At 56.3% G+C, this 21,164-nt stretch carries 17 protein-coding genes, 1 pseudogene and 2 riboswitches; of the genes and pseudogenes, 13 read left to right on the forward strand and 5 right to left on the reverse strand.

Going from position 1 to position 21,164, the window contains the following annotated elements; translation table 11 throughout:
- Positions 1-33: 33 nt before the first annotated feature.
- Positions 34-834, reverse strand: a complete 801-nt coding sequence (locus tag D3H35_RS15525; RefSeq protein ID WP_119150192.1) for a hypothetical protein — start codon at positions 832-834, stop codon at positions 34-36.
- Between the two features lie 206 nt (positions 835-1,040).
- Positions 1,041-1,442 carry a DUF1761 domain-containing protein gene (locus tag D3H35_RS15530; RefSeq protein ID WP_119150193.1) on the reverse strand — a complete coding sequence of 134 codons (402 nt, stop codon included), beginning with the start codon at positions 1,440-1,442 and terminating at the stop codon, positions 1,041-1,043.
- A 169-nt stretch (positions 1,443-1,611) separates the two neighbouring features.
- Between D3H35_RS15530 and D3H35_RS15535 the strand changes: the two genes are divergently transcribed.
- Positions 1,612-3,921: a type IA DNA topoisomerase gene (locus D3H35_RS15535; RefSeq protein ID WP_119150194.1), complete on the forward strand. Its 2,310-nt coding sequence runs from the start codon at positions 1,612-1,614 to the stop codon at positions 3,919-3,921.
- A gap of 526 nt (positions 3,922-4,447) precedes the next feature.
- Here the strand turns inward: D3H35_RS15535 and D3H35_RS15540 are convergent.
- Positions 4,448-4,669, reverse strand: coding sequence for a hypothetical protein (locus tag D3H35_RS15540; protein ID WP_119150195.1), 222 nt, complete (start codon positions 4,667-4,669; stop codon positions 4,448-4,450).
- 1 nt (position 4,670) lies between these two features.
- Positions 4,671-6,731, reverse strand: coding sequence for a molybdopterin-containing oxidoreductase family protein (locus tag D3H35_RS15545; RefSeq protein WP_119150196.1), 2,061 nt, complete (start codon positions 6,729-6,731; stop codon positions 4,671-4,673).
- Positions 6,732-6,936: 205 nt separating this feature from the next.
- Between D3H35_RS15545 and D3H35_RS15550 the strand changes: the two are divergent.
- The 7 genes and pseudogenes from D3H35_RS15550 to D3H35_RS15580 all read left to right on the forward strand — a co-directional run.
- Positions 6,937-7,212 (forward strand): annotated as a pseudogene (locus tag D3H35_RS15550) (metal-sensitive transcriptional regulator); the annotation flags it as partial.
- A 54-nt stretch (positions 7,213-7,266) separates the two neighbouring features.
- The gene (locus D3H35_RS15555) at positions 7,267-8,418 is read left to right on the forward strand and encodes an MFS transporter (protein ID WP_119150198.1); all 1,152 of its coding nucleotides are present in this window, start codon (positions 7,267-7,269) and stop codon (positions 8,416-8,418) included.
- Between the two features lie 237 nt (positions 8,419-8,655).
- Positions 8,656-9,432: a molybdate ABC transporter substrate-binding protein gene (modA, locus tag D3H35_RS15560; RefSeq protein WP_119150199.1), complete on the forward strand. Its 777-nt coding sequence runs from the start codon at positions 8,656-8,658 to the stop codon at positions 9,430-9,432.
- Between the two features lie 132 nt (positions 9,433-9,564).
- Positions 9,565-9,912, forward strand: coding sequence for a metal-sensitive transcriptional regulator (locus tag D3H35_RS15565; protein ID WP_119150200.1), 348 nt, complete (start codon positions 9,565-9,567; stop codon positions 9,910-9,912).
- Positions 9,913-10,139: 227 nt separating this feature from the next.
- Positions 10,140-10,340: a copper ion binding protein gene (locus tag D3H35_RS15570; RefSeq protein ID WP_119150201.1), complete on the forward strand. Its 201-nt coding sequence runs from the start codon at positions 10,140-10,142 to the stop codon at positions 10,338-10,340.
- Positions 10,341-10,383: 43 nt separating this feature from the next.
- Complete coding sequence (locus tag D3H35_RS15575; RefSeq protein WP_119150202.1) at positions 10,384-12,822, forward strand: heavy metal translocating P-type ATPase; 2,439 nt, start codon at positions 10,384-10,386, stop codon at positions 12,820-12,822.
- A 26-nt stretch (positions 12,823-12,848) separates the two neighbouring features.
- Positions 12,849-13,673, forward strand: coding sequence for a hypothetical protein (locus D3H35_RS15580; protein ID WP_233567956.1), 825 nt, complete (start codon positions 12,849-12,851; stop codon positions 13,671-13,673).
- 982 nt (positions 13,674-14,655) lie between these two features.
- Here the strand turns inward: D3H35_RS15580 and D3H35_RS15595 are convergent.
- Entirely contained in the window at positions 14,656-15,036 is a 381-nt protein-coding gene (locus D3H35_RS15595; protein ID WP_119150205.1) for a hypothetical protein, read from the reverse strand.
- Positions 15,037-15,043: 7 nt separating this feature from the next.
- Positions 15,044-15,198: riboswitch (cyclic di-AMP (ydaO/yuaA leader) on the reverse strand.
- 540 nt (positions 15,199-15,738) lie between these two features.
- Positions 15,739-15,933: riboswitch (cyclic di-AMP (ydaO/yuaA leader) on the forward strand.
- A 127-nt stretch (positions 15,934-16,060) separates the two neighbouring features.
- Between D3H35_RS15595 and D3H35_RS15600 the strand changes: the two genes are divergently transcribed.
- The 5 genes from D3H35_RS15600 to kdpC all read left to right on the forward strand — a co-directional run bounded on the left by D3H35_RS15600 (position 16,061) and on the right by kdpC (position 21,142).
- A complete protein-coding gene (locus D3H35_RS15600) occupies positions 16,061-16,480 on the forward strand; it encodes a hypothetical protein (protein WP_119150206.1) in 420 nt (139 codons plus the stop codon).
- Positions 16,481-16,546: 66 nt separating this feature from the next.
- Entirely contained in the window at positions 16,547-16,672 is a 126-nt protein-coding gene (locus tag D3H35_RS33570) for a hypothetical protein (protein ID WP_267901396.1), read from the forward strand.
- A 116-nt stretch (positions 16,673-16,788) separates the two neighbouring features.
- The gene (kdpA, locus tag D3H35_RS15610; protein WP_119150207.1) at positions 16,789-18,468 is read left to right on the forward strand and encodes a potassium-transporting ATPase subunit KdpA; all 1,680 of its coding nucleotides are present in this window, start codon (positions 16,789-16,791) and stop codon (positions 18,466-18,468) included.
- A gap of 23 nt (positions 18,469-18,491) precedes the next feature.
- Positions 18,492-20,522: a potassium-transporting ATPase subunit KdpB gene (kdpB, locus tag D3H35_RS15615; protein ID WP_119151174.1), complete on the forward strand. Its 2,031-nt coding sequence runs from the start codon at positions 18,492-18,494 to the stop codon at positions 20,520-20,522.
- A 20-nt stretch (positions 20,523-20,542) separates the two neighbouring features.
- Entirely contained in the window at positions 20,543-21,142 is a 600-nt protein-coding gene (gene kdpC / locus D3H35_RS15620) for a potassium-transporting ATPase subunit KdpC (RefSeq protein WP_233567957.1), read from the forward strand.
- The last annotated feature ends 22 nt before the right edge of the window (positions 21,143-21,164 follow it).

A 21,164-nucleotide genomic window follows, 5' to 3' on the forward strand; every position in this document is an offset into this window, starting at 1 on the left:
AAGAATCGTTCTTGCCGCCTTGCCCATTCGACACTAGGCCGGGATCAGAGAATTCGCCTTGGCAATAATACCGCCGATTTGGACTTCGAGCGCTTGGATCGCTTGTTTACGGGCAATGGTCTGTTTGAACAAGGAGTTGAGATCGGATAACGCTTCCGTCACGCCTTTGGAGTCCGCTTTTTTGAGCGACTTGCCTGCGGCGCTCCAGGCCGAGGACAGATGCTTCGCGGGGATAGCCGCCGCGGCTTTCTCGGCTTGAATCTTCGCCTTCGACGAGCTTATTCCTCCGAGGACGTCTTTAATCTTTTTGACGGTTTTGGCGGTTGCCTCTTTGGCTTCCTTGAGCGCGGCTTCCTTCGCTCGAATGTCTTGCCGCGCGAGCTGGACCGCCGGCTTCATGAGATCCGCCTTCAAACGGAGCACCGCTTTGATCTCTTTGCCAGGAATATATTTGGCCGCCGTAAGCTGCTGGTTCGCTGCCCGATAGTCGTCGAACAAAGGCTGGTAACGCTGTTTAGCTTGTTTAGCTTGAGCGTCCAGTCTGCTTAGCTTGCCGGCGTCGATCAGCTTGATTCGTTGGCGTACGCCGAGCAGAGCCTGCTCGTTCTCGGCATGAAGCTTGGCAATCCGTCCGTCGATGCCGTCCAACTGCTGCTGCAAGCCGATCGCATCGGTATAGAGCGCGATTGGCTTCGAAGGCTGCGGGAGCTTGTTCAAAGAAGCTCGGACCGACGAGTCGTACCGGATGGAAAAGGCGGAAGCGATAGGGTTGGCCGCGAGAGCGGACAGAATTAACGACACGATCAGCGCGGACGTCCATTTTGCCGTGTTCATTGAAAAAAACGACTCCTTTCGAATTCGCTTACGATGATTCGGATACCGAACGAACGCGGGCAGCATCCGACGGATACGACAAAAAAGCACCGCGCAAGAAGGGCGATCGCTCGCCTTTTCTTACGGGTGCTTCCTTCGTAAGCGTTTCGGTTTTGTGGTTTGCGTAGACTATACCGCACCTTGCCGGATGCCGTCAAGCCTCGCGTTTACATGGCTCCGATGATGAGACCGGACAAGAGAAAGGAGACGACGTGATAGCCGCTCGTAATGATAAAAAGGCCGCCGCTGCGTCCCTCGAACAAATAGTTCATGCCGATTTTGGCCGATACGACGATACCAATGAGCAGCCCGGCGATGACTCCCGCGCCGACGGTTCCGTCCGTCAAAGTGACGATGGCCGCGAGAATCCACGATCCGATAAGAGCCGTTGCCGCGGTTAGAACGTAAGTCAGCGGGCCTCCGCCCGACATGTCCTCCGCTTTTTTGCCGATTTGCTTCATCCAGGCGCCGCCGAACAGGATCGGCGAGTACCAAAGAAAGCCGAGAATCATCGTCGCCACGGTCGCGGCCAGCACCGCCACATAGTTGATGTCCTCCAAATGGAACATTTTGGCGCACCCCTTTGTCAGTTGTCCGTTGTCGTTTTGCACCTAAAATATAGCACAAAGATCGGCTTCATGGTATGATTCGAGGAAAGAGAATCTGTGGTGAAGCCCACCCCGGTCGACGGCCTTCTGTCTGCCGGGGGTGTTATTTGAGCGGAGAGGAACGAGCCTGTTGAAGACGTTGATCATCGCGGAAAAGCCGGATATGGGACGCAATATCGCGGCCGTTATCGAGCCGAAGGCGCAAAATAGACGAACGTACCTGGAAGGCGACACCTACATTATTTCGTGGGCGATCGGCCATCTGATCGGGCTTGCGGAGCCGGACCTCTACGACGAAAAGTATAAAAAATGGAGATTCGGAGATTTGCCCATCATTCCGGACGAGTTCAAGCTGCTGCCGAATCCGAGGACGAAGGACCAGCTTCACGTTATCAAGGAGCTGGCCGAACGGTGCGATACTCTCGTGAACGCGTGCGATGCCGGGCGGGAGGGGCAGCATATTTTTTCGCTTATTCGCCGGCATCTGGAGTTGAATCAACCGGTGAAACGGCTGTGGATTTCCGATTTGACGGCGGAGACGATTCGCAAAGGGTTCGATCAGCTCAAGGACGACGCCGAATACGACAACTTGACGAGAGCGGCGAGAGCGAGAAGCGAGGCGGACTGGCTTATTGGCATGAACGGCTCGCGCGCGTTTACGACGAAGCATAACGAGCTGCTGTCGGTAGGGCGTGTTCAGACGCCCGTATTGGCGCTTATTTACGATCGACATAAGCAGATCGAGGCGTTCGACAGCTTGAAGTTCTACGACGTGACGGCCAAGTTCGAGCAGGAGTCTACCGGGTATCGCGGCTTGTGGCAAGGCGAAAGGATGACCGACCGGAAAAAGGCCGAAGCGATCGAGGCGAAAGTAAAGGGCAAGCCCGGTACGATCGCCAGCTACGAGATCAAGGACACGAAGGAGTATCCTTGGAAGCTGTACGATCTGACGCTGCTGCAGCGGGATGCTAACGGCAAGTTCGGCTTTTCCGCCAAGAAGACACTGGATACGGCTCAGACGCTATACGAGAAACATAAGGTTATCTCTTATCCGCGGACGAACTCCAACTATGTCACCGAGCAAAATATACCGGAAATGCATCGCGCCTTGGACGCGCTAAGAGGTTCCGACTACGACAAATTCGTGCAAGGCGCGAACAAGAAGCTCGTTCATACCGGCAACCGGAACGTGTGCAACGCGACCAAGGTCGAGGACCACCATGCCATTCTTCCAACGGTGAAGAAGCCGCAAGGGCTCAGTCCGGATGAAAGGAAGCTTTACGATCTGATCGTCAAGCGGTTTTTGTCGCATTTTTATCCTCCGGCGGAATACAAGGTTCATACGGTCATGACGGAGGTCGAACGGGAAACCTTCAAGACGACGGTGAAGCAGCTGCTTTCGATCGGGTGGAAGGTGCTGAACGAAGGGGATGCGGGGGATAAGGCGAAGGCGAAAGGAAAAGACGCCGACAAGGAAAAAGAGGAGGAGGAGGAGGAGACGGACGCTCCCTTCTCTCTCGATGCCGCCAAACCGGTGCAATGCGTCGACGTTGAAGTGAAGGAGAAGGAGACGCAGCCTCCGAAGCATTACACGGAGGGGACGCTGTTGAAGGCGATGGAGAGCGCGGGCAAGCAGATCGAGGACGAGGAGCTGCGGGATGCGATGAAGGATTCCGGGCTCGGCACTCCGGCGACTCGCGCTGCAACCATCGAGCGGCTGAAGCAGGTCGGCTACGTGGACATGCAGGGCAAGCAGATCCGCATTACGCCTAAAGGGCGCAAGGCAGTAGAGCTTATTCGGGGCGCGGGAGTCGCGCTGCTCACTTCGCCGGAGATGACGGGACAGTGGGAGCGGCGATTGAACGAAATATCCCGCGGGCAAGCTTCGGCCGACACGTTCATGGGCAACGTGAAAAAGTTCACGCGCCAAATTATCGAGAAGGTTCACTACCAGCGGCCTGCGGCCAAGACCGATTTTGCAAAGCCGGAGCCGGCGGCGGGCAAGCGCACTCGTGCGGCGGCGGGGAGCAAGAGCGCACGATCTGCTGTCGATGCGGGAGAAGCTACGCAAGGGGGCGGATCGTCTCGCGCGGGAGGCGCGCCGAAAGCCAGCGCCGCCGTTGCGGACAAGCCTTCGGACGGTACGATCGCGGCGTGTCCTCGGCCGGGCTGCGGCGGCCGGATTTTCATGGGGCGCAAAGGCTACGGGTGCAGCAACTACAAGACAGGCTGCGGGTTTGTTGTGTGGAAGGAAAGCTTCGGCCGCACGCTGACCGACGCTATGGTGAAGAGCCTCGTCGAGAAAGGCAAGACGGGCAAGCTGAAGTTTGGCGCGGGGGCCGTCACGGGTGCGGGCGGCGGTCAAGGCGGCGAGCCTTTCGAGGCGCGCATCCTGCTTAGCAACCCGGTTACGGGCGGGCTGGCCCTTGAGCGGGAGTGACGAGTCGCAGCCGCGCACCAGTGGTACGAGCTACCATACATCCCGCGAAAAGAGTGGGAAGCCGCGCAACAATGGTACGAGCTCCCATACATTCGGCGGAAAGTGTGTGGGGGCGCGCAACAGTGGTACGAGCTCCCACACATTCGGCGAAAAGAGCAACCGACCGCGCAACAATGGTACGAGATCCCATACATTCGGCGAAAAGAGCAACCGACCGCGCAACAATGGTACGAGCTCCCACACATTCGGCGGAAAGTGTGTGGGGGCGCGCAACAGTGGTACGAGCTCCTACACATTCCGCGAAAAGAGCAGCCGACCGCGCAACAGTGGTACGAGCTACCATACATTCGGCGGAAAGAGCGGCCGACCGCGCAACAATGGTACGAGCTCCCACACATTCCGCGAAAAGAGTGCCCAGCGGCGCAACAGTGGTACGAGCTCCCGCACATTCGGCGAAAAGAGCGGCCGACTGCGCCACAGTGGTACGAGCTCCCGCACATTCCGGCGGCAAGGGAGCCAATATCGGTCAGCGACTCCTCATTTCGAAAAACTCGCAGTCCGTTCGCGACAAGTAATCGATGTCGCCGACACCGGACTGCACGACAACCGTGCTGTCGTCGAAGCGAACGATGACGCCGCCCGTGCTGACGATATGATCGTCTTGAAACACTCGCAGCCGCGCTCCCCGCTCCAACGCCTCCACAAAATCCGCTTCCGTCAACAAACGTCTATTGCTGTTGCGCGCCATCCTAGCAGCTTCCTTTCGTGACTTCGACGCGGGTGGAGAAGAAAGTCGCTCCGCCGCCCATGTCGGCTAATCGTTGAGAGGTCAACGTGTTGATCGCTTGCACGCCCTCGTTGCCCTCTTCCCACCACAAGCCTTGCGTGACAAGCACGCCAGGCAGCACGTCGGCGCCCGCCTTGACGGCGATCCGCACCTCGCCCCGTCCATTGCGGACGATGACCCGGTCGCCTGTCCGGACGCCAAGCGTCTCCGCGTCGGCATCGTTCATGTGCAACGCAGGCCGCTTTTCAAGCTTGGCCAATCGGCTTTGATTGCCGAAAGTCGAGTTAATAAAGCTATGGTTCGGCCCGGTCACCAGCAGGAAGGGCAGCGGCTCCTCCTCCTTCGCGATCGGCTCGTACTCGGGGACCGGAGGCAGTCCCGCGAGCTTCATCGCCTCGGAATACAGCTCGATTTTGCCGGAGGATGTGGGCAGCCGCCCCGGCACGGCCGACAGCGAGCCGCCAAGATTCAGCTTCGCCCAGCCTTCCGCCGCCAGCTTTTCATACGTGATGCCCGCAAGACTCGGGTTGGACGGACAGTCGAGAGCTTCCCGAATCATCTCTTCCTCCGTCAGATCGAACAGCTCCGGCTCGAAGCCCATGCGCAGCGCCAGCTCCCGGAACAGCGTGAAGTTCGACTTGCATTCCCCGATCGTCTCGATGACAGGCTCGTGCAACTGCATGTAGAGATGCCAATAAGAAGCGTACAAGTCCGGATTTTCAAAGTGGCTCGTCGCAGGAAGCACCAAATCGGCATATCGGCACGTATCCGTCAGAAAAAGATCGTGCACCACCGTGAACAAGTCATCGCGCATCAACCCTTGCCGCACGCGGTTCTGATCGGGCGCTACGGAAGCGGGATTGCTATTGTAGACGAACAATATCCGTACGGGAGGCTCGGCATCCAGCAAAGCGTCTCCGAGCTGGTTCATGTTGATCGTTCGCACGTTTGGATCAGGCAGGAGATCCGGGCGCTCGAGTCCGTCGTTGTTCAATTCGGAGTACCCGCTGTTGCCCTTGATCGCGCCGCCGCCAAGAATGCTCCATTGGCCGGTCAGCGCAGGCAGGCAAGCGATCGTGCGAATGGCCATTCCGCCGTTGTCGTGATGCTGAAGCCCGTTGCCGATGCGAATGAACGAGGGGGAGACCGCGCCGTATTCCCGGGCCAACGCAACGATCTTATCCGCAGGCACGCCGGTAATGCCGGACACTCGTTCCGGCGTATATTCCGCTGCCTTCGCCGCAAGCTCTTCGTAGCCGACCGTATGCGCGGCCAGAAACTTCTTGTCCGTCAACCCTTCCTTGATCAGAACGTGCATCAAACCAAGGGCAAGCGCGGTGTCCGTGCCCGGCAGGACGGCGATGAATTCGTCGGCCCAAGCGGAAGTGCGGTTCCGGTGCACGTCGATATGGACGATGCGGGCGCCTCTTTTTCGCGCCTCGGTCGCATAGACGACCTGATGCATGTTCGTGGACACGATATTGCAGCCCCATACGAGAATAAGCTTGGAGTGAACCGTATCTTCGGGGTCGATGCCGAAAGAGCCGCCCATCGTATACCGGTATCCCGCCGAGCCGGCCGCGTTGCAGATGGCCCGATCCAGCCGGCTTGCGCCAAGCCGGTGGAAAAACCGCCGGTCCATGCCTTCGGCATTCAGAATGCCCATATTGCCGTAAAAGCTGTAGGGCAAAATCGCCTCGGCGCCGTGCTCCCGGATCGTATGGCGCATTCGGGCCGTCATTAGCTCGTACGCTTCGTCCCAGCTAATTCTCTCGAAGCCGTCCAACGTGCCTTTTCCGGCTCCTGCTTTTCGTCTCATAGGGTATTGAAGGCGCTCCGGATGATATACCCGCTCGTGCAGATGCCGGACCTTGTTGCAGATGGCCCCTTGGGTAACGGGATGCTCCGAATCGCCGTCTATGGCTGTTATGCGCCCGTCTTCGATCGTCACGCTCAGGCTGCACGTATCCGGGCAGTCGAACGGGCAGACAGAGCGGGCTGTTGTCGTCGTTGCGGCGGTCATGCCGGTATCCACTCTCCATTCGATGGGTCTGTTTTTGCTTATTGTTTTGATTATGCCACAAAACGGCGGTTTGCGCTTGACAATACCTGTGGGGGGTATATAGTGAAGACAAGAAGCTTACGAGACAGGGGATGAGAATGATGATGCCAACCGATAACGAACAAGAAGCCGCTTGTCATTCCGGCGGCGATGAGCACGACGGGGAAGAAAGAGCCATCACTCCGACCAGATGAAAGCGAACCTGATGACAAGACTGAACCGGATCGAAGGCCAGGTTAGAGGCGTCAAAGGAATGATCGAAAAGGATACGTATTGCGACGACGTGTTGAATCAGATTGCGGCTATTCAATCGGCGCTGGGAAGCGTCGGCAAGCTGCTGCTGGAAGGCCATATGAGAAGCTGCGTTATCGAACGAATCCAGGAAGGGGAAAGCGCGGTTATCGACGAGCTTCTGGTAACGATTAATAAATTAATGAAATAAAACGGCAACAAGCGTACGCAGAGGCGCTATATCCGAAGGAGACCGCTCGCCGCCATGAACGCAACGATTCGTCTTAAGGGCTTTAATTTCTTTTATTTCTCGATGTTTGCTCTGTTCATTTCGTTTTTGCCGGTGTACATGGCCAAGGTTGGCGTATCGAAAACCCACCTTGGCTTCATTCTCGGGCTGGGAAGCGTCGTTTGTATCGTATCGCAGCCCTTTTGGGGAGTCATCAGCGACAAATATCGTACGGTTCGCAAAGTGCTGTTGCTTTTGATTCTGCTGTCCGTCTTGTCTGGAAGCTTCCTGTTCCAATCGGTTCACCTGTGGAGCTTGCTGCCGGCGGTTCTGCTGATGAATCTGTTTTTTCTTCCGACGGACCCGCTGGTGGAGAGCTTGAATTTTCGAACGACGCAGGCGCAAAAGGTATCTTACGGATCGGTAAGGATGTTCGGCGCGCTCGGCTATGCGATAACGTCATTGCTGGCCGGAGGCGTTTTGGCGCAATGGGGAATGGATAGCTTAGCATGGATTTTCGCAGGCGCGGGCTTGCTGGCGCTGTTGCTCGCTTTCGGGCTTGCGGACGTGGAGACATCGGCGAAGCCTGTGCTTGTGCGGCATTTGCGTTCTTTTTTGTTGAAACGAGATACGATTGCACTTCTGGTCGTCGTCTTCGCAGTGGCGATTCCGCACAAAATGAACGATATATTCATCGGCTTGTACATGGATGAGCTTGGCGGATCGATGAGGCTGACCGGAATGTCGTGGTTCGTCATGACGATCATGGAGACGATCATGTTCGCGGCAAGCTCCCGACTGATCCGGCCGGGCCGGGAAGGGCTGCTGATGACGATTGCGGCGGGCTTGTATGCCGTAAGATTTTTGCTAAGCTCGTTCGTGACGGATCCTTATGAGCTTGTCGGACTTCAGATCTTTCAAGGATTTACTTTTGTGCTGTTTTACGTGGGGGCGCTGCAATATTTATATTCCATCGTTCCGGAGGAATGGAAATCGACGGGACAGACGATGGTTACGGTGTTATTCTTCGGCGTATCGGGCATTATCGGCTCGGGAATCGGAGGTTGGCTGCTGGACGAGCTGGGGGGTGCTTGGCTTTATCGGATTATGGCGGCCTTGGCTGTTGCGGGGTTCGTATTGTGCATGGCTTTGCTTGGGCGCAGACGGACTTCGCAGGAACAAGCTTGAAAATAGCGAGAAACGAGAGCCTTGGTCCCTCCGTTTTAGGGGGATCAAGGCTCTCGTTATGTAGATAAGGTGACGTGCTTTAGGGACAGTTCCTGCAAAACGGCTTTTTGTGTCATGTTTTCTCACATATTCAGATTGACATATCGTTATCCGATCTATTATATTGTTTATGTTTAGTTATAATTAATGATATTTAGGTATAACTAAATATAAAAAAATGGAAGGGGAATGAGATGCATGATCAAAAAATGGAGATCGTCAGCGTTAGTCTTGCTGGCTGCGGCAATCGTAGCGTTTCAACCTGTCTATTCGGCCAAAGCCGCGACAAAGACGGAGATCGTCATCTCCGCGGCAGCCAGCCTGAAGGATAGCCTTGAAGTCATTGCCGCCGATTACGAAAAGCTTCATCCCGATGTCGAATTGCTGTTCAATTACGGGGCTTCGGGAACTTTGCAGAAGCAGATCGAGCAGGGGGCTCCGGCCGACTTGTTCTTATCGGCGGGGCAGAAGCAGGTCGACGCTTTGAAGGATAAGAAGCTGGTGGATAAGAGCACAACGCTGCTCAAGAACGAGCTGGTGCTCGTCGTGCCTGCCGATTCGAAATTGAAGTTCAATACGGTCAAGCTGCTTACGGATAAAAAAGTTAAAAAAATCGCCATCGGCCAGCCCGAGAGCGTTCCCGCAGGGCAATATGCCAAGGAGACGCTGCAGACGCGAGAGGTGTGGGATACCCTTTCCGACAAATACGTATTCGCGAAAGACGTCCGCCAGGTGCTGACATACGTAGAGACCGGCAACGTGGAAGCTGGCTTCGTATACAAAACCGATGCTCTTACCTCTTCGAAAGTCCGTATCGCGCTTCGGATTTGGGACAGCGCGCATACGCCGATCCTCTATCCGGCCGCCGTTCTTAGCGAAGCGGAGCATCCGAAGGAAGCGAACGAGTTCTACGATTATTTGCAGAAGCAAGCAGCCCAAAAAGTATTCGTAAAATACGGCTTCACGTCATACTGATTTTTCCCGGATCATCAAGCGGCTGTCCAGGGGGTCTAAAGTATTTGGACCTTTTGGGCGGCCTTTTCGTTTGCGTCTACTTTTGGATAGGGCGAGGGAGTATAATGGACGTAAGCGAAAGGAGAGGGCGAAATGAGCGAAGGGACGGACCTTATCGACCAACGGACGGAAGAGGAAGGCTGCTGCTCGTCCGATCATTCGGAACGGAAGAGCCATCACTCCGACAGCGTCAAGCGCAATATAACGAGCCGGCTTAACAGGATCGAAGGACAGGTTCGAGGGTTAAAGGGGCTGATCGAGAAAGACGCCTACTGCGACGACGTTCTTCATCAAATCGCTTCGGTGCAATCGGCTCTGAACGGAGTCGGCAAGCTGCTGCTGGAGCATCATATGAAGAGCTGCGTCGTGGAGCGTATCCGGGAAGGCGATACGGAAGTGCTGACGGAATTGTTAACGACCGTAAACAAGCTGATGAAGTAACCGTTGAATAGAGGCGCTCCATCGAGTGCACGAAGAAGGCCGTCGGGTAATGCCGACGGTCTTTTTTTAGTTCGGAGCCTCCAAAGCATACATTAAAAATACTATAGGGGGGTATACTAATTTTTTGTTGACTTGTATAGGGGTGGGGGGTATAATGAGACCAAGACAGACGGATAATATTCTCATATGGACTCAAAAATAAGGAAAAACGAAGGAGAAGATGAACAATGAAAAACGTAACGCTGAAAGTAGAAGGCATGAGCTGCAACCACTGTGTCAATTCCGTTGAAGGCACGCTGAAAACGTTGGGAGCCCAAGGTAAAGTCAACTTGCCGTCCGGCACGGTGGACGTCGCCTTCGACGACAGCCGGCTGACAATCGATCAAATCAAGGAAGCGATTGAAGAGCAAGGCTACGACGTCGTTTAATCAGTAGGTCTGTCGGGGGAGAAACAAGGGGAGGCGCTTTTTCATGCAATCGGCTCAAGGGCAGGATACGAAACAAACGACCATGCAAATTACGGGGATGACGTGCGCGGCGTGCGCGAACCGGATCGAAAAAGGGCTGAACAAGCTCGAAGGCGTGACTGCGGCGAACGTGAACTTCGCGTTGGAGAAAGCGAGCGTTACGTATGATCCGGTTAAAGTAGACGTTGGCCGGCTGGAGGACAGCATTCGGAAGCTGGGCTACGACACGGCCAAGGAAACGGTCGATTTTCAGCTCGAAGGCATGACCTGCGCAGCTTGCGCGGCCCGAATCGAAAAAGGGCTGAACAAGCTGCCCGGCGTGAAGACGGCAGCTGTCAACTTCGCGATGGAGACGGCGCACGTTGAGTTCTCCCCCGGAGAAGTCTCTGTCCACGATATGCAGACGAAGGTGAAGCAGCTCGGCTATCGCGCGATTCTCAAGGAAGAAGTCTCCGCCGCTTCCGGCGACTATCGCGAGAAGGAAATCAAGAAGCACAAAGCCAAATTGCTTCTCTCCGCTCTGCTGTCGTTGCCGCTGCTGTGGACGATGGTCGGTCACTTTTCGTTCACGTCATGGCTCTATACGCCGGACATTTTGATGAACCCTTGGCTGCAGCTTCTCCTTGCGACTCCTGTTCAGTTTTATATCGGACGTCAGTTCTACGTCGGGGCTTACAAGGCGCTGCGGAACCGCAGCGCGAATATGGACGTGCTAGTGTCTCTCGGCACGTCGGCAGCTTATTTTTACAGCCTGTATCAGACCGTCGATTGGGCGCTGGACAGCTCCATGCATCGTCACGGTCCGGAGCTTTATTTCGAGACCAGCGCGGTGCTGATCACGCTCGTTATTATGGGCAAGCTGTTCGAGGCTCTCGCCAAAGGCCGCACCTCCGAAGCGATTAAATCGCTGATGGGCTTGCAGGCGAAGACGGCGCTCGTCGTTCGCGAGGGCGTCGAACAAACTATCCCGGTAGACGAAGTTATCGCCGGAGATATCGTCCTCGTTCGTCCGGGAGACAAGATCCCGGTCGACGGAATTGTCGTAGAAGGCTCGTCCTCGGTGGACGAAGCGATGCTGACCGGCGAAAGCCTCCCTGTATCGAAAACGGCGGGAGACAGCGTAATCGGAGCTACGATCAACAAGAACGGCGCGCTCCAAATCAAAGCGACCAAAGTAGGCAAAGAAACGGCTCTCGCCCAAATTATCAAGGTTGTCGAAGAGGCTCAAGGCTCGAAGGCGCCCATTCAGCGGGTAGCCGACGTCATCTCCGGTATTTTCGTCCCCATCGTCGTCGGGATTGCAGCTATCGCTTTCGTCGTTTGGTACTTTTTCGTCACGCCTGGCGACGTCCCTAACGCGCTGGAGAAAGCGATCGCCATTCTGGTCATTGCATGCCCTTGCGCGCTTGGCTTGGCGACGCCGACCTCGATTATGGCCGGTTCCGGACGCGCCGCCGAGTTCGGGATTTTGTTCAAGGGCGGCGAGCATCTCGAGCAGACGCACAAGATCGATGCGATTATTTTGGATAAGACGGGTACAGTGACGAAAGGGAAGCCCGAATTGACCGATGTGCTGGCCGAGGGTGAGACCGATGAGTTTCTTGCTTTAGTAGGGACGGCGGAAAAAAATTCGGAGCATCCTCTGGCGGAGGCGATTGTCGCTGGCATTGCGGACAGAAATATCGCTCTGTCTGCTGCTGAGCAGTTCGAAGCGATTCCCGGCTATGGCATTAAGGCGGTCGTCGGAGGCAAATCGGTAGCGATCGGAACCCGCCGTCTGATGGAGCGGGACGGTGTTGACGCCGCAAGCGCTTATGAATCGATGTCGCGGCTTGAGGAAGCGGGAAAAACAGCGATGCTCGTTGCGATAGATGGTCGTTATGCGGGCATGGTCGCAGTGGCGGACACGATCAAGGAGACGTCCTCGGAAGCGGTGCGGCGGCTGAAAGAGATGGGAATTCAGGTCATCATGATTACCGGCGACAACGAGCGGACCGCCAAAGCGATTGCGGCTCAAGTCGGAATCGACAGCGTGCTGGCCGAGGTTCTTCCCGAAGGCAAGGCGGAGGAAGTGAAAAAGTTGCAGCGGCAAGGGAAAATCGTTGCGATGGTCGGAGACGGCATTAACGATGCGCCCGCGCTGGCAACGGCGAATATCGGGATGGCGATCGGCACCGGTACGGACGTAGCGATGGAAGCGGCGGATGTGACGCTTATGCGCGGCGACTTGTCCAGCATTCCCGACGCGATCTATATGAGCCGCAAGACGATGGCGAACATCAAGCAAAATTTGTTTTGGGCGCTGGCGTACAATACGCTCGGCATTCCGATCGCCGCGATCGGCTTGTTGGCTCCGTGGGTAGCGGGCGCGGCTATGGCTCTTAGCTCGGTGTCTGTCGTTCTGAACGCCCTTCGTCTGCAACGTATTCAAGTGAAACGTTAATGGGATTAAGGAATGGAGAATGGATTATGAAAAAGGTTATTAAGGCGGCAGCAGCGGGGGTGCTGGTCATAAGCTTGCTCTCCGCGTGCGGCGGAAAAACGCAGAACCATAGCTCGATGGCGGGGATGGAGCACTCTTCCGGTCACGAGGAATCGGGCGAAGGGTACGCGCAGGTTGCGTTCGCCTTCGATGGCGGCAAGGCCAAGGCGAACGAGGATTCGGCGGTGACGATTCGGATTTCGGATTCGGCGGGCAATCCCGTGAAGGAATTTAAAGAAAATCACGAAAAGCTGCTGCATCTCATTATCGTCGACCACGATCTGGCTACTTTTTCCCATATTCACCCGGACTACAAGGGTGACGGGACGTTTACGGTGACGGCTCGTTTTCCTTCGGGCGGTCAATACAAGCTGTTCGCCGATTTCGTAACGGCGGACGGCACGAAGGAGACGAAGAGCGAGTGGGTGAACGTCGAGGGAGCGGAAGCCGAGCATGCGCCTCTTGCCGTCGATGACAAGCTGGTTAGGCAGGTCGACGGCCAAGAAGTCGAGCTTACGCTTAGCAGCGTCAAAGCGAAGGAAGAGGCGGTGCTGACGTTCGACATTCGCGATGCGGCGACCAAGCAAGGCATCGATGACCTCCAGCCCTACTTGGGTGCGGTCGGGCATGTCGTCATTATTTCGGAGGACGGGAGCCGATATTTGCACGTTCACCCCGTGGACGAGAAGGCAAAAGGCCCCAAAGCGGAGTTTATGACAACTTTTCCGGAGAGCGGAATCTATAAAATATGGGGACAGTTCCAACGAGACGGCGCCGTGTTCACCGTTCCATTCGTGGTGAAAGCGGAGTAGTCGGGCGCGGCAACGGTGGTACCTCGTCCCACACATCGCCCGAAGCTCGGCCGAAGCGCGCCAACGGTGGTACCTCGTCCCACACATCGCCCGAAGTTCAGCCGAAACGCGCCAACGGTGGTACCTCGTCCCACACATCGCCCGAAGCTCGGCCGAAGCGCGCCAACGGTGGTACCTCGTCCCACACATCGCCCGAAGCTCGGCCGAAGCGCGCCAACGGTGGTACCTCGTCCCACACATCGCCCGAAGTTCAGCCGAAACGCGCCAACGGTGGTACCTCGTCCCACACATCGCTCGAAGCTCGGCCGAAGCGCGCCAACAGTGGTACCTCGTCCCACACATCGCCCGAAGTTCGGCCGAAGCGCGCCAACGGTGGTACCTCGTCCCACACATCGCCCGAAGTTCGGCCGAAGCGCGCCAACAGTGGTACCTCGTCCCACACATCGCTCGAAGCTCGGCCGAAGCGCGCCAACGGTGGTACCTCATCCCACACATCGCTCGAAGCTCGGCCGAAGCGCGCCAACGGTGGTACCTCGTCCCACACATCGCCCGAAGTTCAGCCGAAACGCGCCAACGGTGGTACCTCGTCCCACACATCGCCCGAAGTTCAGCCGAAACGCGCCAACGGTGGTACCTCGTCCCACACATCGCCCGAAGTTCGGTCGAAGCGCGCCAACGGTGGTACCTCGTCCCACACATCGCCCGAAATTCGGCCGAAGCGCGCCAACAGTGGTACCTCGTCCCACACATCGCCCGAAATTCGGCCGAAGCGCGCCAACAATGGTACCTCGTCCCACACATCGCCCGAAGCTCGGCCGAAGCGCGCCAACGGTGGTACCTCGTCCCACACAACGCCCGAAGTTCGGTCGAAGCGCGCCAACGGTGGTACCTCGTCCCACACATCGCCCGACGCTCGGCCGAAGCGCGCCAACGGTGGTACCTCGTCCCACACATCGCCCGAAGTTCGGCCGAAGCGGCAGAGCTATACTACCGAATAGTAGGCTCGGCACCTAGCCAGCAGCGCGCTGACATCGAGCTGTTGCCCGCGGTGCAGGACGATTTCCGTCAACGCCTTGCGGACAAGCTCCGTTTTCGTTTCTCCCCAGTGTGGCCTCTCCTGCTCAAGCAGCTCCAATGCCTCCGCGATGGTTAACTTTTTCAGCTGCTGGAGGAACGATCCCCAGACAGACAGGTCGACGGATCTGCCGTCTGTGATCAGTGCGCACTCGCCCCAACCGATATTCGGTCCGCACGCTATTTTCAGCAGGCAGACGGGACAGTCGCCCTTTTTTGCTTCCGGCTCCAGATTCTCCTCCTTGTTAAATTGGAACAGCTGAATGCCGCATAATCGATCCTCGGACAAGCTTGTCCACTCCTCTCTTGATACGCTTACGAGGTTAGCTGCCGGATTAGGACTTCAAGATTAGCCCCGCCTTCTAAAATAGAAGACTTCACCCCTTCGACTTGCGCCGCATTCATTGGTTCCCCCGCTTCCCGCAACGCGAGAATTCAGCGATTCGAGTCGTATCATACGTCGGACGCTTCGTCTTGTAAATTCATGGAATGTCCGTTTGAGGCCGGAATTCCGCTAATTGGTTCTCTTACGGCGTTCAGTTACATGAAATACAGGTTTCTTAAGCGCTCCGAGTAACCGCATTCTCTCGGACTTGCTTTCTCGTTTTTAATGCGGATATGCACGGAAGGAGTATTCATAGACGGTTGCTATCATTTTGGAAAATCGTATATATAGTGAGCGAGAGAGAGTATGATCGAGATTGTGGCCAATGTAAGCGATGCAATCCTCCCATGGCGCCGAAAACGGACTTCCAACGATTTCAAGATTGCTTTACTTTGATTGACCGCGGGCGTATGATTCGATTCAGCAACGAGATAACGAGCCTGCGGTGTGAGAGCCGCCGGGACGTTGATCGGGGATGAATCCCGCGTGCGGCAACTAGGAGCCGCATGCCGGGTAGGACGACTCTCACCGGCCGAATCCTTAAGCATCTTGCATTCGCTATACCGCAAGTTTCGCAACACATCAACACTTATAGCAACAAAGCAACGGCTTTTATCGCTGAGTCTATCGTCGTCAGACGAAAGAGCGGGGGAACCAATCGGATCCGGATCGGGCTGCGCAAGCATTCCGAAGCAACGCAACGCCGGTATCCACGGGGTGAATCCTTCCCATCGGGAAGGTAGGGCTACTCTTGAGCCCGAATCCGACAGCTAACCTCGTAAGCGTACCGAGAGAGGCGACTTGTCCACGGGACTTTCAGACAACGGCTTGTTTCAAGCCGCTCGAAGGAAGCCGCGCGAAGAGTTCCTCTTCCGTGGCTTCTTTTTTGTTGCCTTCTTTCGGGTACTCATCGGGAGGAGAACGAAAAATGGAGAAGCATGAGATGGTGCTCGTTTCGGCGCCGAATATCGCGGGGGAAAGCTTCTTGAAGCTGCTGCAGCGAAAAAGCATCCCCTACGCGGTCATCGTCAATAACAAGACGGAGTACGAGCGCATCGCCGAGCTCGGAGCGCCGAACATCATCGTGGTCAATACGACCAAGGAGAACTCCTGGGTCGTACCTGAAGCGTCGATAGGCAAGGTGTATTTATTCGAAAAAAGCTTGAATCTATGCTGCCGATACATTCAAATTTGCCGCAGCTGGACGCGCAAGCCGATTTACGTCGTGACCGGCAGCCACAATCCCAGACTCGTCTACAAGGGACTTGGCGCCGATTACGTTATTCACAGCGAAGGGCCGGATTTTACGTTCCTGATCGGCGACGATATCGGGTCCCGCAAAGCCTGATTGATTTAAACCCGCCAATCTGAGGGATGGTATGAAAAGGCAACGTTAAGGAGGTATTCCTTTCCCATGATGGATTTGTATATGGCGCTATTGCTTGCCGTTACGTTCGGCTTGTTCTATGGATTCGCGATCTGGTGCGACCGGGTCGTGGACGACGGCGAGACGGGAGAGACAGGAGGCGGACTTCAATGATCGTCGTATCGGTTTTTGCCGGTTTGCTGTTTTTGTATCTGATATACGCTTTGGTCTATCCGGAGAAATTTTAAGCCGTAGCTATGCGGCGGTTACGCTAGAGGAGGGAAGCTCAGGTGGGTATTTTGCAAATCGTCGTCGTTCTGGCCGTGTTGGTCTTGCTCGTCAAGCCGGTCGGAACTTATGTCTATCATGTTTTCTCGAATGAGCCGAATCGGCTGGATCGGATTTTCGGACCGTTCGAACGTCTCGTTTACGCGCTGATCGGGCTGAAAAACCGGGTCGGTATGTCGTGGAAAAAGTACGCGTTCAGCTTCCTGCTCACCAATATCGTGCTGGTAGCGGTCGGTTATCTCATTCTGAGAGCGCAAGGGGTTCTGATGTTCAACCCGAACGGTGTCGGCGAGATGGAAGCGACGCTTTCCTTCAATACGATTATTAGCTTCATAACGAATACGAATCTCCAGCATTACAGCGGAGAGTCGGGATTGACTTACTTCTCGCAGATGGCTGTCATTACGATGATGATGTTCACGTCCGCCGCCACGGGCTTCTCGGTTGCTATCGCGTTCGTAAGAGGTCTTACGAGCAAAGGCCGGACGATAGGCAACTTTTTCGAAGATTTCGTCAAAGCTCATACGCGAATCTTTCTTCCGGCCGCCGTGCTCGTGACGCTGCTGCTCGTGGCGTTGCAAGTGCCGCAGACATTGTCCGCAACCTTATCGGTTACGACGCTGGAGGGCGTTGCGCAGCAAATCGCCATCGGCCCGGTCGCTTCGTTGGAATCGATCAAGCATCTGGGCACGAACGGCGGGGGCTTCTTCGGAGTCAACTCGGCGCATCCGTTCGAGAATCCGAACGGGCTGACGAACGTGGTCGAGATTTTGTCCATGTGGGCGCTGCCGGCCGCGCTTCCTTATACGTTCGGTTTGTTCGCTAAAAACCGCAAGCAAGGCTGGGTTATTTTCGGAGCGATGATGTCTCTGTTCGTCCTGTTCCTATCGTTGACGTACTTCTCGGAGCTGCGCGGCAACCCGGCCGTGAACGCAATGGGAATCGACGCTTCGCAAGGGAGCATGGAAGGCAAGGAGGTCCGCTTCGGCATCCCGCAGTCCGCGCTGTTCACGACCGTTACGACGGCGGCGACGACAGGGTCCGTCAACAACATGCACGATGCGCTCACTCCGCTCGGGGGTCTGGCGCCGCTGGCCGAGATGATGCTGAACTGCGTGTTCGGCGGCAAAGGCGTCGGTCTCGTCAATATGCTCATGTACGCGATACTCGGGGTATTCATTTGCGGGCTCATGGTCGGACGGACGCCGGAATTTCTCGGCCGCAAAATCGAGCCGCGCGAAATGAAGCTGATCGCGATCGCCATTCTGGCGCATCCGTTCATCATTCTCGTTCCGACGGCAATCGCATTCCTGACCGATCTGGGCAAAGGCTCGATATCGAATCCCGGATACCATGGGCTCTCGCAGGTGCTGTACGAATATACGTCGTCGGCGGCCAATAACGGATCGGGCTTCGAAGGTCTCGCCGACAACACCTCGTTCTGGAACATAACAACCGGCTTGGTCATGCTGCTCGGCCGCTATATTTCGATGATCGCCATGCTGGCCGTTGCCGGATCGCTCGTGCGCAAGCAATGGGTGCCGGAAACGGCAGGCACTTTCCGAACGGATAACAAGCTTTTCTACGGCATTCTGATCGGCACCGTCCTCCTTATAGGGGCGTTGACCTTTCTTCCGGCCCTTGTTCTGGGACCTATTGCCGAGCATTTGACGCTCCGCTAACGATGAGGTGAACCTGTATGCAGATGAAAAAAACTCGCCAATCGATGCTGACGCCCTCTATCGTGCGCAGCGCGATCAAAGACAGCTTCGTGAAATTGAATCCCCTGACGATGATGAAGAATCCGGTCATGTTCGTCGTCGAGATTGGAACGCTGATTGTGCTTCTGATGACGGTTTTTCCTGGGTACTTCCATACGGAGGACGATATTGGTTTTAATATAACGGTGTTTCTCATCCTGCTCCTGACCGTTCTGTTCGCGAACTTCGCGGAAGCGCTGGCCGAAGGCCGGGGCAAGGCGCAGGCGGATTCGCTTAAGAAGACGAAGAAGGATATAACCGCTAACAAAATGGTCGGGAACGGGATCAAGCTCGTCTCCTCCGCCGAGCTTCGCAAGGGCGACATCGTAGTCGTCGCCCAGGGCGAAATGATTCCGGGAGACGGCGAAGTGATCTCCGGACTCGCTTCCGTCGACGAATCGGCCATTACCGGCGAATCGGCGCCGGTCATCAAGGAGGCGGGCGGCGACTTCAGCTCGGTAACGGGAGGTACCCGTGTCGTCAGCGACCGGATCGTCGTTCGAATTGCGGCCGATCCCGGCGAATCGTTCCTTGACCGGATGATCTCGCTTGTCGAAGGCGCGAAGCGGCAGAAGACGCCGAATGAGCTGGCGCTCAGCACGCTGTTGACGAGTCTCACGATTATTTTCCTGATCGTGGTCGTCACTCTCGCGCCGATGGCCGACTATCTCGACATCGAGCTTCAGATTCCCGTTCTGATTGCGCTGCTCGTCTGCCTCATTCCGACGACGATCGGCGGCCTTCTGTCCGCGATCGGTATCGCGGGGATGGACCGCGTTACGCAATTCAATGTGCTGGCGATGTCAGGCAAGGCTGTCGAAGCTGCCGGCGACATTAATACGATGATTCTCGATAAGACAGGAACGATCACCTTCGGAAATCGGATGGCCAGCGAATTCGTCGCAGTCGGCAAGGAAAGTCTGCGGGATACGGCCGGATGGGCCGCCGTCGGCTCCTTGCGGGACGAGACGCCGGAAGGCCGCTCGGTGCTCGAACTAATGAAGAAACAGCTGCTTCGCTACGATGAATCGCTCGCGGAGGGCGGCGAATTCATCGAATTCAAAGCGGAGACGCGGATGAGCGGCATCGACCTGCCGGACGGCCGAAAAGTACGAAAAGGAGCCGTCGATGCGGTTAAAAAATGGGTGATTGCCCAAGGAGGCGAAGTTCCGGCTGATTTGGACGCCGCAAGCGACCGGATCGCGCGAGAAGGCGGAACGCCTCTGGCGGTCGCGGTCGATAGCCGAATCTACGGTCTCATCTATTTGAAGGACACGGTTAAGCCCGGCATGAGCGAGCGGTTCGAGCAGCTCCGCCGAATGGGCATCAAGACGATCATGTGTACGGGCGACAATCCGTTGACGGCGGCGACGATTGCCCGCGAAGCAGGAGTCGACGACTTCATCGCCGAGAGCAAGCCGGAGGACAAAATCGCCGTCATCCGCCGCGAGCAAGCGGAAGGCAAGCTGGTCGCCATGACGGGCGACGGCACGAACGATGCTCCCGCACTCGCCCAGGCCGATGTCGGCCTGGCGATGAACAGCGGCACGGTCGCCGCGAAGGAAGCGGCCAACATGGTCGATCTCGACTCCGACCCGTCGAAGATCATCGAAGTCGTCGCAATCGGCAAGCAGCTGCTCATGACTCGCGGGGCGCTGACGACGTTCAGCATCGCTAACGATATTGCGAAATATTTTGCCATCATTCCGGCGATGTTCATCCTGGCGATCCCGGAGATGAACGCGTTGAACGTCATGGGCCTCGGCTCTCCGCAGTCCGCGATCTTATCGGCATTAATTTTTAACGCGATTATTATTCCGCTGCTTATCCCGCTGGCGATGAAAGGCGTCGCCTACAAGCCGATGAGCGCGTCAAGGCTTCTTGGGCGGAATCTCGTCGTCTACGGACTCGGCGGCGTTATCGTGCCGTTCATCGGGATCAAGCTTATCGATCTATTCGTTCATTTGTGGGTATAGATTAGAAGGAGGCAATGTTAATGCACGCAACGAGCGAAAAACCGTCGGAAGGTTCATCTCTCCTGATTACCGTTCGAGCCGCTATCGTATTCATCGTATTGTGCGGAATCGTCTATCCGCTTGCTTGTACCGGATTGGCTCAAGCGCTAATGCCCGGTCATGCCAACGGCAGCTTGATCGAGGACGCAGCGGGCAAGACGGTCGGCTCGGAATTGATCGGGCAAACGTTCACCGACCCCAAATATTTCCAAGGCCGGGTGTCCAGCATCGACAACAAGGCGGAAGCATCGGGGTCGAACAATTACGCGCCATCCAATCCGGATATGCTGAAGCGGACGAAGGATTCCATTGAAGCATGGCAAACGGCCAATCCGGACGTTCCGATCGGCAAGCTGCCGATCGCGCTTATTACTAACTCGGGCTCCGGGCTCGACCCGCATATTACGCCGCAGTCGGCGGAGGTGCAAATTCCGAGAATCAGCAAGCTGACCGGCATTGCGGCGGCCGATCTGGAGAAGCTGGTCGACAAGCACACCGAAGGCCGCGACCTCGGGTTGTTCGGAGAGCCAAGAGTCAACGTGCTGAGGTTGAATATCGATTTACAAACTTGGTTCAAATAGAGAAGCTGTGCGAACCCCGCCG

Origin of the sequence: Cohnella faecalis, assembly GCF_003570905.1 — a bacterium.
GTDB classification, from domain to species: domain Bacteria; phylum Bacillota; class Bacilli; order Paenibacillales; family Paenibacillaceae; genus Cohnella; species Cohnella faecalis.

What these genes read in the sequence shown, in the direction of transcription:
- D3H35_RS15525 (WP_119150192.1), bottom strand. Translation starts at nt 834, where the DNA reads ATGAACACGGCAAAATGGACGTCCGCGCTGATCGTGTCGTTAATTCTG.
- D3H35_RS15530 (WP_119150193.1), bottom strand. Translation starts at nt 1,442, where the DNA reads ATGTTCCATTTGGAGGACATCAACTATGTGGCGGTGCTGGCCGCGACC.
- D3H35_RS15540 (WP_119150195.1), bottom strand. Translation starts at nt 4,669, where the DNA reads ATGGCGCGCAACAGCAATAGACGTTTGTTGACGGAAGCGGATTTTGTG.
- D3H35_RS15545 (WP_119150196.1), bottom strand. Translation starts at nt 6,731, where the DNA reads ATGACCGCCGCAACGACGACAACAGCCCGCTCTGTCTGCCCGTTCGAC.
- D3H35_RS15555 (WP_119150198.1), top strand. Translation starts at nt 7,267, where the DNA reads ATGAACGCAACGATTCGTCTTAAGGGCTTTAATTTCTTTTATTTCTCG.
- modA (WP_119150199.1), top strand. Translation starts at nt 8,656, where the DNA reads ATGATCAAAAAATGGAGATCGTCAGCGTTAGTCTTGCTGGCTGCGGCA.
- D3H35_RS15565 (WP_119150200.1), top strand. Translation starts at nt 9,565, where the DNA reads ATGAGCGAAGGGACGGACCTTATCGACCAACGGACGGAAGAGGAAGGC.
- D3H35_RS15570 (WP_119150201.1), top strand. Translation starts at nt 10,140, where the DNA reads ATGAAAAACGTAACGCTGAAAGTAGAAGGCATGAGCTGCAACCACTGT.
- D3H35_RS15575 (WP_119150202.1), top strand. Translation starts at nt 10,384, where the DNA reads ATGCAATCGGCTCAAGGGCAGGATACGAAACAAACGACCATGCAAATT.
- D3H35_RS15580 (WP_233567956.1), top strand. Translation starts at nt 12,849, where the DNA reads ATGAAAAAGGTTATTAAGGCGGCAGCAGCGGGGGTGCTGGTCATAAGC.
- D3H35_RS15600 (WP_119150206.1), top strand. Translation starts at nt 16,061, where the DNA reads ATGGAGAAGCATGAGATGGTGCTCGTTTCGGCGCCGAATATCGCGGGG.
- D3H35_RS33570 (WP_267901396.1), top strand. Translation starts at nt 16,547, where the DNA reads ATGATGGATTTGTATATGGCGCTATTGCTTGCCGTTACGTTCGGCTTG.
- kdpB (WP_119151174.1), top strand. Translation starts at nt 18,492, where the DNA reads ATGAAAAAAACTCGCCAATCGATGCTGACGCCCTCTATCGTGCGCAGC.
- kdpC (WP_233567957.1), top strand. Translation starts at nt 20,543, where the DNA reads ATGCACGCAACGAGCGAAAAACCGTCGGAAGGTTCATCTCTCCTGATT.